This window comes from Aggregatibacter kilianii (assembly GCF_003130255.1).
Lineage (GTDB): Bacteria > Pseudomonadota > Gammaproteobacteria > Enterobacterales > Pasteurellaceae > Aggregatibacter > Aggregatibacter kilianii.
Genome location: NZ_NRCN01000001.1, coordinates 424,713 through 436,966, shown reverse-complemented (window position 1 = coordinate 436,966; position 12,254 = coordinate 424,713). Strand labels below are relative to the sequence as shown.

The 12,254-nt window shown below is 41.9% G+C and carries 10 protein-coding genes, 3 tRNA genes and 1 pseudogene; 7 read left to right on the top strand and 7 right to left on the bottom strand.

Translation table 11 applies throughout. The features are described from left to right. Positions 1 to 111: 111 nt before the first annotated feature. Positions 112 to 876 carry a tRNA cyclic N6-threonylcarbamoyladenosine(37) synthase TcdA gene (gene tcdA, locus DK428_RS01860; protein ID WP_162616590.1) on the bottom strand — a complete coding sequence of 255 codons (765 nt, stop codon included), beginning with the start codon at positions 874 to 876 and terminating at the stop codon, positions 112 to 114. Continuing rightward, the gene (mltA, locus tag DK428_RS01855; RefSeq protein WP_109064337.1) at positions 876 to 1,994 is read right to left on the bottom strand and encodes a murein transglycosylase A; all 1,119 of its coding nucleotides are present in this window, start codon (positions 1,992 to 1,994) and stop codon (positions 876 to 878) included. Before mltA ends, tcdA begins: the two co-directional genes overlap by 1 nt. Before the next feature lie 248 nt (positions 1,995 to 2,242). On the opposite strand from mltA, the gene DK428_RS01850 reads away from it, so the two are divergent. Next, a tRNA-Met gene (locus DK428_RS01850) sits at positions 2,243 to 2,319 on the top strand. 49 nt (positions 2,320 to 2,368) lie between these two features. Here DK428_RS01850 and mpl read toward each other — a convergent pair. Next, positions 2,369 to 3,742, bottom strand: coding sequence for a UDP-N-acetylmuramate:L-alanyl-gamma-D-glutamyl-meso-diaminopimelate ligase (gene mpl, locus DK428_RS01845; protein ID WP_109090097.1), 1,374 nt, complete (start codon positions 3,740 to 3,742; stop codon positions 2,369 to 2,371). A 158-nt stretch (positions 3,743 to 3,900) separates the two neighbouring features. Here mpl and fbp point away from each other — a divergent pair, with 158 nt between their 5' ends. From fbp to DK428_RS11740, 4 genes and pseudogenes are all read left to right on the top strand, one after another. Continuing rightward, a complete protein-coding gene (gene fbp, locus DK428_RS01840) occupies positions 3,901 to 4,908 on the top strand; it encodes a class 1 fructose-bisphosphatase (protein WP_109064339.1) in 1,008 nt (335 codons plus the stop codon). Between the two features lie 418 nt (positions 4,909 to 5,326). After that, a pseudogene (locus DK428_RS11875) lies at positions 5,327 to 5,482 on the top strand (ESPR domain-containing protein); the annotation flags it as partial. 135 nt (positions 5,483 to 5,617) lie between these two features. Continuing rightward, positions 5,618 to 7,045 (top strand): hypothetical protein, encoded by a 1,428-nt coding sequence (locus DK428_RS11745; protein ID WP_244173075.1) that lies wholly within the window; start codon positions 5,618 to 5,620, stop codon positions 7,043 to 7,045. Further along, the gene (locus DK428_RS11740; RefSeq protein WP_232010652.1) at positions 7,039 to 7,197 is read left to right on the top strand and encodes a YadA C-terminal domain-containing protein; all 159 of its coding nucleotides are present in this window, start codon (positions 7,039 to 7,041) and stop codon (positions 7,195 to 7,197) included. Before DK428_RS11745 ends, DK428_RS11740 begins: the two co-directional genes overlap by 7 nt. Positions 7,198 to 7,265: 68 nt before the next feature. On the opposite strand, the gene DK428_RS01805 is transcribed toward DK428_RS11740, so the two are convergent. Next, positions 7,266 to 8,072, bottom strand: coding sequence for a hypothetical protein (locus tag DK428_RS01805; protein WP_109064340.1), 807 nt, complete (start codon positions 8,070 to 8,072; stop codon positions 7,266 to 7,268). 164 nt (positions 8,073 to 8,236) lie between these two features. Here DK428_RS01805 and proA point away from each other — a divergent pair, with 164 nt between their 5' ends. Both proA and lysC read left to right on the top strand, forming a co-directional pair. Next, positions 8,237 to 9,499, top strand: coding sequence for a glutamate-5-semialdehyde dehydrogenase (proA, locus tag DK428_RS01800; protein WP_109064341.1), 1,263 nt, complete (start codon positions 8,237 to 8,239; stop codon positions 9,497 to 9,499). Positions 9,500 to 9,617: 118 nt separating this feature from the next. Then, positions 9,618 to 10,970, top strand: a complete 1,353-nt coding sequence (gene lysC, locus DK428_RS01795) for a lysine-sensitive aspartokinase 3 (protein ID WP_109090098.1) — start codon at positions 9,618 to 9,620, stop codon at positions 10,968 to 10,970. Between the two features lie 229 nt (positions 10,971 to 11,199). Here lysC and DK428_RS01790 read toward each other — a convergent pair. From DK428_RS01790 to pgsA, 3 genes are all read right to left on the bottom strand, one after another. Continuing rightward, positions 11,200 to 11,286, bottom strand: a tRNA-Leu gene (locus tag DK428_RS01790). A 1-nt stretch (position 11,287) separates the two neighbouring features. After that, positions 11,288 to 11,363: transfer RNA gene (locus DK428_RS01785), tRNA-Gly, on the bottom strand. A gap of 159 nt (positions 11,364 to 11,522) precedes the next feature. Then, the gene (gene pgsA / locus DK428_RS01780) at positions 11,523 to 12,080 is read right to left on the bottom strand and encodes a CDP-diacylglycerol--glycerol-3-phosphate 3-phosphatidyltransferase (RefSeq protein ID WP_109063783.1); all 558 of its coding nucleotides are present in this window, start codon (positions 12,078 to 12,080) and stop codon (positions 11,523 to 11,525) included. Positions 12,081 to 12,254 lie beyond the last annotated feature (174 nt).

The window sequence follows — 12,254 nt, the reverse complement described above, 5'->3', positions numbered from 1 at the left end:
AGTCTTGTATTTCCTTCTATTATTGGAATATGAATGAGATAAAACTAAGGTAGGTTACTCTTTTTTCATTTGAATTTCTATCTTTTTTTATTTTGAAAAATAAGTGGATTGCTATTTTTGTAATAACTTTTCTAGTACCCGAGACACCGCAAAAAAACCAAAGGTAGCGGTAATCATTGTCGCCGCACCGAATCCATTGGCACAGTTCATGGTGGCGGAAGTGGTGCAATTATCGCCCACTTGCGGAAAAATAATGGGTTGTGTGGAAAATACGCTATCGACAGCAAATTTTCGTTTTGGATTTTGTGTAAAATGAAAATCCTTGCGTAAAACCGACCGCACTTTTGCCAGCAAAGGATCTTGAATAGTGCGGCTTAAATCGGCTATTTGAATCTGGCTAGGATCTGTTTGTCCGCCGGCACCGCCGACCGTGATAATTTTGATTTTATTCCGTTTACAGTAGGCTATTAGTGCAGCCTTGGTTTTTACGCTATCAATGGCATCTATTACATAATCATAGTCTGGATGGATATATTTGGCCAAATTTTCGCCAGAAATAAAGTCATCAATTATTTGCACGTCACACTCAGGGTTAATAAGTTTAACCCGTTGTTGCATGACTTCGGTTTTGAGTTGACCGATATTACCGGTTAGCGCATGAATTTGGCGGTTAATATTGGTGACACAAATGTCATCCATGTCGATCATGGTGATTTTGCCTACGCCTGAACGGGCAAGGGCTTCCACCGCCCATGACCCCACACCGCCAATACCAATGACACAAATATGCGCTTGGCGCAAACGGGCTAAGGCATCTGCACCATATAAGCGCCCAATGCCGCCGAAACGCTGTTCGTAGTTGTCAATGCGTGCCATTAACGTAACACCCAAACGCGACCATAATGTTTAGATAACCCTGCAATGTGGCCGGCTTGATCACCGATACCACGATATAAATCGAAGTGATGTCCGTTCACGGCGCCCCCCACATCTAATGCTACCATCAAATGTAGCTGATGTTGTTTTGTCCAATTGCCCTCATTATCAATTTGTGGCACTTCTACCAATAATACGCTGCCCATCGGAATGACACTGCGATCCGATGCTACGGAAGCCATTGGCACCAACGGTACGCCGGCGGCGCCTTTCACTTTGCCGTAAGGATCATTTTTAAAGAAAACATAAGATGGGTTACGTTCTAATAGGCCTTGGGCGCGGGATGGATTCGCTTTGACCCATTCTCGAATAGCCTGAATAGACATTTTCTCTTTTGGAATTTCACCGTCTTCTACCAACAAACGGCCTACCGATTGATATTTATAACCGTTTTGGCCGGCATAGGCGAAATAGTTTAAATTGCCTTCACCAAAATCCACATAACCGCTCCCTTGCACGCCCAATAAGAAGTTATCAATCATGGAGTCGCTGTAAGCCAGTTCCAAGCCTTTACCTTTCAATGCGCCTGCGTAAATTTCTGCACGAGAGAAACGTTTTTGGGCCGGTAAGGCATAAATAGGTTGGTTATATTGACCTTGTGGTGTGCGGCGGGCATGAATGACCGGTGAATAGTAACCAGTCATTAACACGTTTTGATAGCCGTCAAAACCTTTCATTACTTGCGGATTAATGCCGAAATTGGCAAGCTCGCCTACATTCGCTCCGGCTAATACCCACGCTGTAATTTTTTCATAAGTGGGCGCAAAATTGCTACTGAGTTTACTGGAGTAAGTGTTCACATTAGAAAGTTGTGTTAAAAAATCACCTTGATTTATGACCGCACTTTGGTTCTCGACGCGAGTTACCGGGGTAAAAATAGCCTGTTGATAATTGCGTCCGTTATACACCGCACCGAATTTTTGCGGATCGGCATCGGTTGCGTTCGGACTGCTACTTGGCGTTACGGTATTTTTATTGGTGTTCGAAGAACAAGCTGTTAAAACCGCCATGGCGGAAAGGGTCAGAAATTTATAAAGGGAGGTTCGATTCAGTAGCATACAACGTCCTAAGAAAGAGTGGATAAAACAAAGAAAGGCGAATTTTACACCAATTTACTGTGGATGAATATGAAATTCATGCTCGTTGGCATCAAGTGCGGTCATAAATAATGGTGTTTTTTGTGTTAAGTATTATGGGTTTTATGTTTAAAAAAACAACGTATCGTTTATTTTTACAACGAATAAACAAAATTTTTACACTTAAACTTGCAATTGATTTTCAAACGGGTATATTAGGCGCCCTCGAACGCGGGGTGGAGCAGCTTGGTAGCTCGTCGGGCTCATAACCCGAAGGTCGTCGGTTCAAATCCGGCCCCCGCAACCAAATTTTAAGAAAGGCATTCGTTATAAACGAATGCCTTTTTTCTTATCTATTAAATGCTTTTCTTTCGCAACGCGTCTAAAATTTTCTGATGAATACCGCCAAAGCTACCGTTGGACATTACCAAAATATGGTCGGTTGGTTTCGCTTCGGTTGCGATCATATTGACCAATGCCGCCAATTCATCACTATGTGCAGCAGGTTGTGTTAGTGCGTCTGCAATGTCTGCTACTTTCCATGGAATAGTTTCCGGCTGGAACAAAAATACCACATCGGCTTTTTCCAATGCCGGAGCGATTTCATCTTTATGTACTCCCATTTTCATCGTGTTAGAACGAGGTTCCAGCACCGCTAAAATGCGGGCATTGGCACTGACTTTGTCGCGAAGTGCGGTCAATGTTGCGCGTATTTCTGTAGGGTGATGGGCAAAATCATCGTAAACGGTAATGTCATGTATGTTGCCTTTGACTTCCAAACGACGTTTGGCATTGATAAATGTTCCCAAGGCCTCGCAGGCTTTTTGAATGCTCACGCCTGCATGATGGGCTGCGGCAATGGCCATTAAACCGTTACGCATATTGTGTTCGCCCACAATATTCCAGTGTACTTCAGCGACTTTTTCACCTTTGTGGAACACCGCAAATTCTGTGCAATCATGGGTAATGCGTTCAGCATACCATTCCTGATCTTTGCCTACATATTGGCATTCTGACCAACAGCCCATGGCGAGGGTTTGTTCCACGCTTTGTTCACCGGCAAAAGACAAAATGCGGCCATTATTTGGAATCGTGCGAATCATATGATGGAATTGGCGCTGAATGGCTTTTAAATCCTCAAAAATATCTGCGTGATCGAAACCAATGTTATTAATAATCAACGTGCGCGGGTTGTAATGTACGAATTTTGAACGTTTATCGAAAAACGCGGTGTCATATTCATCCGCTTCAATGACGAAATAGGGACTTTTTCCTAAACGTGCAGAAATGCCGAAATTCCCTGCGATACCGCCGATTAAGAAACCCGGTTCTAAATCATTTTGTTCTAAAATCCAAGTGAGCATACCGGTAGTGGTGGTTTTACCGTGTGTGCCGGACACTGCCAAGACCCAGCGATCACGCAATAAATGATCATGTAACCATTGTGGGCCGGAGGTGTAAGGAATGTTATTTGCCAGCATATATTCAATGCAAGGATTACCGCGTTTCATAGCATTGCCCACAATGATCATATCAGGTGCAGGTTGCAGTTGGCTCGGCTCAAAGTGCGGTATGATTTCGATGTGATTTTCTGCGAGGAAGGTGCTCATTGGTGGGTAAACATTTGTGTCAGAGCCCGTTACATGATAGCCCATTTGTTTTGCAATCATTGCTATACCGCCCATGAATGTGCCACAAATACCTAAAATATGAATGTGTTTAGTTATCATCTTGAATCCTTTTAATATTGCATTATTTGCCGCTTGATATGAAAAAATGTGTTGTGAATCACAGAAATAGGAATCTTTTCTATCAGCTAGAATCTAAGCTGTTATAATAAAGTATGTTCGGAATTGAGTAAATTCATTAATCAAACAAGGAATAAAACATGAAAACGTTAGGCGAATTTATTGTAGAACGACAAGCTGAATATCCCAATGCTAAAGGTGAGTTGAGCGGCATCTTATCTTCTATTCGATTAGTGGCAAAAGTGATCCATCGTGATATTAATAAAGCGGGGCTGACCAATAATATTATCGGTAACAGCGGAGTGGAGAACGTGCAGGGCGAGGCGCAGATGAAGTTGGATTTATTCGCCCATAACACGATGAAACAAGCACTTATGAGTCGTGAAGAAGTCGCCGGGTTCGCTTCTGAAGAAGAAGAAAATTTCATTGCATTTGATACGGAACGTGGTCGTAATGCCAAATATGTGATTTTAACTGATCCATTAGATGGTTCATCAAATATTGATGTAAACGTTGCAGTGGGAACAATTTTCTCCATTTATCGTCGTGTATCACCTATTGGTACACCGGTAACACTGGAAGACTTCATGCAGCCGGGCAATCGTCAGGTTGCGGCAGGTTATATCGTGTATGGTTCTTCCACTATGTTAGTTTACACTACCGGCCATGGTGTTAACGGTTTCACTTACGATCCTTCTCTTGGTGTGTTCTGTCTTTCTCATGAAAACATCAAAATCCCACAAACAGGCAAAATTTATTCCATTAATGAAGGGCAATATCTCAAATTCCCAATGGGTGTAAAAAAATATTTGAAATACTGTCAAGAGGAAGACAAGGAAACCCAACGCCCATATACATCCCGTTACATCGGATCCTTGGTATCCGATTTCCACCGCAACATGTTAAAAGGTGGTATTTACATTTATCCAAGTGCCACTAACTACCCTGATGGTAAATTACGTTTGTTGTATGAAGGCAATCCGATGGCGTTCTTGGCGGAACAAGCGGGTGGTGTGGCAAGTGACGGCTATAATAGGATCTTAGATATCCAACCAACAGCTTTACACCAAAGGGTGCCTTTATTCATTGGTTCCAAAGAAATGGTTAAAAAAGCCGAGCAGTTAATGCGTGATTTTAAAGATCAATAATGGATATTAAAGTGCGGTTAGAAAAATAGGTATTTTTTTATATTATTCTTGCTCACTTATTCTCTCCATTTGGAGCTTTTAGTGCACTTGTTTGGTCTATGAATAAAAATATCATTTTTCTTCATAAAAATTTAGCGTAATAATTATCAAATGACCAGTTCCTCCTCAGGTTTTAATTTGTGGAGGAATTTTTTTATGAAAAATTTTTATCCGATAACCTGTATTAATTTGTATTTTAATGTTTATTAAATGGTTTTAGTGTTTTGACATATAAGAAAATTATCCGACGGTTTTACTGGGGTTTTACATGTATTTGATGACATGCTGACAGGTACTTTTGTTTTTAGTTCAAGAAAAAAACAAAAATAGGTCTATTTTTATACTAAAATATTATTTATAATTCGTATTGGAGTAATCTATGTTGTATTTAGATGATTCTTTTTATTATTTTAATCCCACTTATTGTAAGGATATTTTTATGAATAAGACTTTTAAAGTTATTTGGAACAGTTCCAAACAAACCTGTTCGGTTGCCTCGGAGTTATCAAGAAGTCATGCTAAATCCAGTTCAACCACAGCGCACTCAACCTTTTCTAAAATCTTTAAACTTAGTGCAGTAGCTACATTGCTTTCTTCTGTTTCACTTTTTGCTAACGCTGAATCGTATCAAATTGTTGCTGGCGAAATTCGAGCTGAAGCTAACAACGCAATGGCTATTGGTAATGGTTCAAAGGTAACGAAAGAAGATGGTGCTAATCGTTATGGGCATGCATCTATTGCGATTGGTAATAATGCACATGCTAATTCTGATAGTAGCACCGTGATTGGTACTTCATCCACCTCTAAAAACTCTTCAGTCACTGTAGGTACAGAGTCTAGTTCTGCTGAGAAAGCGATTGCAGTTGGTGTTAAAACAAATGCTTCAGGTGGGTATTCTGTTGCAATTGGTCATAAAGCGGAAACAACAACAAATAATGCTATTGCTACCGGCTATAATGCAAGAGCAACCGGGGAAGCAGCCATTGCCCACGGTGAGGTGGCTAATGCTTCCGGTGACCATTCCATTTCTATTGGTGGACGTTCTAACGCTACAGGTTCCCAAGCAACAACTTTAGGTTATAAAAGTACTGCAAGTGGTGCGAGCGCTTTAGCCGCCGGAGTTGGAGCAAATGCTTCAGGCGCGTCTAGTACTGCACTAGGTGTTGCTACACAGGCGGAAGGTTTAAGAGCTACTGCAGTGGGGGTTCAGGCTGTGGCTAAAGGTTACGGAACAAGTGCTGTAGGCTATCACTCAAATGCTGAAGGTTCCGATAGCAACGCGTTTGGTAACTCGGCAAATGCTACCGGTGATCGTTCTTTAGCGGCAGGTACAAATTCTCAAGCTAGTGGCACAAATGCAACGGCAGTAGGTGGCGATGCTAATGCGAGTGGCGTGGGCTCATTAGCCACAGGTTCTCATGCAACAGCTTCTGCTGATCGTACCGTTGCTGTTGGTTCAGCTTCACAGGCAAGCGGCGAAAACAGCACAGCTGTAGGTTATAAAGCAATTGCAACTACTAACGGTGGTACCGCTCTTGGTTATACCGCTACCTCTACAGGTGCTGTTGGTACAGCGGTCGGTCTAGGTGCAAAAGCTGAAGGCTATAGTTCTTTAGCTGCCGGTGCGCTATCTACAGCTTCAGGTCGAAATGCTGTTGCAGCAGGTCGCGGCTCTAATGCGAGTGGTGGTTACTCTGTTGCTATGGGTACTGGTGCAACTGCGTCAGAATTAAACTCTGTTGCGCTTGGTAGCGGTTCAACAACGGCAGCTGCTGTAGGTACAAATGAAGCGACTGTAAATGGCGTAACCTATGGTGGTTTTGCTGGCAATAACCCAATCGCAACTGTGAGTGTGGGTTCTGAAGGTAAAGAAAGAACCATTACTAACGTCGCTGCAGGCCGAATTAACAAAACTTCCACAGATGCCATTAATGGCTCACAGCTCTATGCGGCATTAGAAAGAAATACGACAACTATTAATAATAATACGACTTATCATATTAATAGATTAGAAAACAAAATGGATAGAGAAGACAAACGCTTACGTGCGGGGATGCTGGTTTACCACAGGCTTATACGCCAGGTAAAAGCATGGTAGCTGCTGCTGTGGGTGGCTATCGCGACCAAAGTGCGTTAGCGGTAGGCGCTTCCCGCATTACCGACAACGGAAAAGTCATTTTGAAATTAACCGGTAACGTTAATACACGTGGTGATTTCGGTGGCTCTGTTGGTGCAGGCTATCAATGGTAAGATAAATTTACCTATGCAGAAAATAAAAAAACCTCCTCAGCATTGAGGAGGTTTTTTTATTCCTAAGCTTAGAGGGTATAAGCAAAGTTTGCCCATAGTGGCAGGCTTGCACTAATAAATAACAAAATAATTAAAGTGTTATAAGAGAGTTTCCACTGTTTAAAAATATGTACGGTAAGCATGGCGGCAATGACAAAGTGCAGTAAAACATACAGCAATAAGGCAAATTCATTGTAAAAAATGACCGCACTTTGTTGGGCAAAATAGAACAAATTTGCCACTACAAAAATCGCATTCAAAGCAAGGATAACGATGGCCGACAACATTAACAATGCGATAAAACCTTGCAGTCGATTACGGGAAATAACTAATGCTAAATTGGCTAAAATAATGCTTAACAGGATTTGTGCTACAGGGTTAAATTGGATTAAATTTTCCGTGTCAAAGAGAACTATGCCATAACATATTACGCCTAAGGTGCCGATCAAACCGGCTATTTTAAGTAAACTATCACGTAATTCCTCTTCCTGCGGTTGTCTCCACGTGGTGAGAGCCAATGCTAAACCACAAACGCTTACAAAGTCTGTCAGAATATAATGATAATTTGACCAAAAACTCAGTAAAAACCAAACTACCCAAAAGATAGCAAAATACATATTTACCAAACTGAGGCGGGAGCGTTGTCCGTTACAAATTTCGCCTTTAAGAAAGACAATCAGACAAATCAGTTGTGCCGTTAATACACCAAGAGCTAAGTGTGAAATGGCTTTTGATTGTGGTTGTAGCCATAAAGCGAAAATATCAATGACGAGCAATAATAAAACAGGAAATAAAGAGGCAAGTGCGGTTAAAAATTTGGGTTGTTGTTCGGACATAATGTTTCCTAGACATGAACAGAGTCAATTTTGTGGTGCATTATGCAAGAATTCACGGAAGGGGTCAAAAGTGCGGTGGAAAATCCGGCTGTTTTTTATGCGTTAAATATAGTATTTTGATTCTTCTCTTTCTAAAATAACGCCATCAACAAATAGGAGAAAATATGTCCGTGAATTTAATTGAAATGGGAAAACAGGCTAAACAAGCCGCTTTTGTGCTTTCCCAACTTTCCCAATGTGAAAAAAATAACGCCTTGGCATTGATAGCCGATCAATTGGAACAAGAACAAGAATGTATTTTAGCCGCCAATGCGCAAGATATTGCGGCAGCCAAGCAAAATGGCTTGTCAGATGCGATTATCGATCGCTTGCTGTTAACGCCAGCACGTTTACAGGGCATTGCGAATGATGTACGTCATGTGATTTCTTTAGCGGATCCGGTAGGTAAAATTATTGATGGTGGTTTACTGGATAGTGGCGTGAAAATTGAGCGGGTTAGGGTACCGTTAGGGGTGATTGGCACCATTTATGAGGCGCGCCCGAATGTTACTATTGATGTGGCGAGCCTATGCTTAAAAACCGGTAATGCGGTGATTTTGCGCGGTGGAAAAGAAACACAACATTCCAATCAGGTGCTGGTGGAAGTTGTACAAAATGCCTTATCCCAAGCAGGCTTACCAAAAACCGCGGTACAGGCGATTACTGATCCGGATCGTGCGCTAGTGATGGAATTGTTAAAGTTAGATCAATATGTAGACATGATTATTCCTCGCGGTGGCGCAGCACTACATCAATTAGCCAAGGAACACTCCACGATTCCAGTAATTGTGGGTGGGATCGGTGTTTGTCACATGTTTGTTGAAGAAAGTGCTGATTTGGAAAAAGCCCTACCGGTGATTTTAAATGCTAAAACCCAACGCCCAAGTACATGTAATACATTGGAAACCCTTTTAGTGCAACGCAGTATTGCGGATGCATTTTTACCAAAACTGGCGGAGGTATTGAAGGAGAAAAATGTAAAATTGCACGCCGATTCGACCGCACTTTTCCTCTTACAAAAAGCCGGGGCGAATGTTGTGCAGCTACGGGAAGAGTCGCTTAAGCAAGAATGGTTGTCGCTAGATTTAAATGTCGTTATCGTGGATGATTTGACACAAGCGGTGGCACATATTCGCCAATATGGTAGCCAACATTCCGACAGTATTTTGACCTCCTCGCAAAAATTGGCCCAACAATTCATTGCTCAAGTGGATTCTGCAGCAGTTTATGTCAATGCCAGTACGCGTTTTACCGATGGGGGGCAATTCGGCTTGGGGGCGGAAGTTGCTGTGAGTACGCAAAAACTCCATGCCCGCGGCCCTATGGGGTTGGAGGCGCTCACCACCTATAAATGGGTTTGTGTTGGTGATTATTTGATTAGATCTTGATTTTTTCATTAAAATTTATAAATTATCTAAAATTATAAATTAATTGTTTGACAAAACTCCGATAAATGAGTAATTGTATGGTAAAAATACAATTCATACTTATTAATCGGAGTTTATTATGTCCTATCTGTCAGTTGCTAAATTTGGTGGCAGTAGTGTTGCCAACTATCCTGCCATGCAGTCTTGCGCCAAAATCGTTATTGCTGATCCGAACACCCGCGTTGTGGTGCTTTCCGCTTCCGCCGGCGTCACCAATTTATTGGTTGCCTTAGCAAACGGTTGCGAAGAGCCTGAACGTAGTAAATTATTAGGCGAAGTGCGTCAAATTCAAGAAAATATTTTGAATGAATTAAAAGATGACAGCACTGTTCGTCCAAAGATTGAAGCCTTATTAGACAACATTACTTCCCTTGCAGAAGCCGCTAATCTTGCGACGTCACTCGCATTAACCGATGAACTCATTAGCCATGGCGAAATGATGTCTTCACTGATTTTTGTGGAAGTTTTGCGTGAGTTTGAAGTTCAAGCCACTTGGTTGGATGTACGTCAAATCGTAGCCACTAACAGCCATTTTGGCAAAGCCGCACCTAATGATGAACAAACCCGCGCCAATAGTGAGCGGGTGTTAAAGCCGTTAATTGATCGTGGTGAACTGGTGATTACGCAAGGGTTTATCGGCCGTGATGAACAAGGCAAAACGACGACATTAGGTCGTGGTGGTAGTGACTATTCTGCAGCCTTGTTGGCAGAAGTGCTTGATGCGGAAGATGTGCTTATTTGGACGGATGTAGCCGGTATTTATACGACGGATCCACGCATTGTGCCAAATGCACAACGTATTGATACTATGAGTTTCTCTGAAGCCGCGGAAATGGCGACCTTTGGTGCGAAAGTGTTGCATCCTGCAACCTTATTACCGGCGGTGCGTAGCAATATTCCGGTGTATGTCGGTTCTAGTAAAGCCCCGCAAGATGGAGGTACTTGGGTCACCCGCGATCCTCAACCGCGTCCGACTTTCCGCGCTATTGCACTACGCCGTGATCAAACATTATTAACGTTATCCAGTCTCAATATGTTGCACGCTCAAGGTTTCTTGGCCAATATTTTTACTATTTTAGCAAAATACAAAATTTCTGTAGATACCATCACCACCTCAGAAGTGAGTGTGGCGATAACCCTAGATAAAACAGGTTCTGCTTCTTCCGGAGCAACATTATTGTCTAACGAATTGATTAGTGAGTTGAGCGAGTTCTGCATGGTCAAAGTGGATACCGATTTATCCTTGATCGCGTTGATCGGCAATGCGTTACATACAACTTCAGGTACTGCAAAACGTATTTTTGACACCTTAGAGGCCTATAATATCCGTATGATCTGCTACGGCGCCAGCACTAATAACGTTTGTTTATTGGCTGATAGCGACAAAGCTGATGAAATCGTATGCGCTTTGCATAAATCATTGTTCGAATAAAAACGATAAAAAATATGACCGCACTTTGAATTTGTAACATTAAAGTGCGGTTATTTTTTCTTGAATATCATAATGTTGGAAGGGATGAAAATTAGGCCGATTTTCAAAATATTCTGCCAATGAGTATCCGGACTTCTTATGGATTCACCTACAATAAAAATAGCATGCATGGTAAAACTCATTACCCCAAGTCATTTTGAGAATATTCCTAGTTTTGTTAAGTATTAAATGGTGCCCGAGGCCAGACTTGAACTGGCACGCCTCGAAAGGCGAGGGATTTTAAATCCCTTGTGTCTACCGATTCCACCACTCGGGCTTGGAGCGGGAAACGAGGCTCGAACTCGCGACCCCGACCTTGGCAAGGTCGTGCTCTACCAACTGAGCTATTCCCGCATCATCATTTAGCAGTGCTAAACAACGTGGTGCATTTTACTGATTTATTATGGCGAGTCAAACGGAAATTTTAAAAATTTATTTAATTGCTTAAAAAAAATTCAATTCAAGCCGACTCACTTGTGAAACATTTAAAAACACATTGCAAAGCCACCGCACTTATTTGCGTAAGTCTTCTAACAGGCTCTCTTTAGCGGCGGTTAAGTATTGCAACATAGACCAAATTGTCAGAATAGCTGCGATATAAAGTAGGACAATGGCGGCCACTTCCATGTAGATGTTATAACGCCACAATAAGCCACCCAGCGCTAACATTTGTGATGTAGTTTTGACCTTGCCCAACCAAGACACTGCTACTTTACTACGACTGCCTAATTCAGCCATCCATTCACGCAAGGCGGAAATGATAATTTCCCGGGAAATCACCACAATAGCGGGCAACGTAATCCAAAAGGTGTGATTATATTCCACCACTAACACCAACCCCGCCACAACCATCACTTTATCAGCTACCGGGTCTAAAAATGCGCCAAAACTGGTGGTTTGCTTCCATTTGCGGGCAAGATAGCCGTCAAGCCAGTCTGTGACACCGGCAATGAAAAAAATAAACGTGGTTAAAAAAGGAGCCCAATCAAAGGGAAGATAGAAAGCAATAATGAAAAAAGGAATTAAAATAACTCGAAATATCGTCAGAAAAATAGGGATGTTTAATTTCATGATTCGCGTTCTAGCTAAGGGTGAATTGTGGGGTTATTCTAGCTCAGATTTAGTGATTTTTAAATGCCTAATGCGTAAATTTGCATAAAAAGAAACTAGTACCGAGATAAAATTAGCGTTAATATTTTTATCCGAAAAAATGACCGCACTTTTCAGTAAATTTTTCTCAATTTT

Bases quoted from the DNA above. Each gene is read 5' to 3' on its own strand.
- mpl (WP_109090097.1), bottom strand. From the start codon at position 3,742: ATGATAACTAAACACATTCATATTTTAGGTATTTGTGGCACATTCATG.
- DK428_RS11740 (WP_232010652.1), top strand. From the start codon at position 7,039: ATGGTAGCTGCTGCTGTGGGTGGCTATCGCGACCAAAGTGCGTTAGCG.
- pgsA (WP_109063783.1), bottom strand. From the start codon at position 12,080: ATGAAATTAAACATCCCTATTTTTCTGACGATATTTCGAGTTATTTTA.
- fbp (WP_109064339.1), top strand. From the start codon at position 3,901: ATGAAAACGTTAGGCGAATTTATTGTAGAACGACAAGCTGAATATCCC.
- proA (WP_109064341.1), top strand. From the start codon at position 8,237: ATGTCCGTGAATTTAATTGAAATGGGAAAACAGGCTAAACAAGCCGCT.
- DK428_RS01805 (WP_109064340.1), bottom strand. From the start codon at position 8,072: ATGTCCGAACAACAACCCAAATTTTTAACCGCACTTGCCTCTTTATTT.
- lysC (WP_109090098.1), top strand. From the start codon at position 9,618: ATGTCCTATCTGTCAGTTGCTAAATTTGGTGGCAGTAGTGTTGCCAAC.
- tcdA (WP_162616590.1), bottom strand. From the start codon at position 876: ATGGCACGCATTGACAACTACGAACAGCGTTTCGGCGGCATTGGGCGC.
- DK428_RS11745 (WP_244173075.1), top strand. From the start codon at position 5,618: ATGGCTATTGGTAATGGTTCAAAGGTAACGAAAGAAGATGGTGCTAAT.
- mltA (WP_109064337.1), bottom strand. From the start codon at position 1,994: ATGCTACTGAATCGAACCTCCCTTTATAAATTTCTGACCCTTTCCGCC.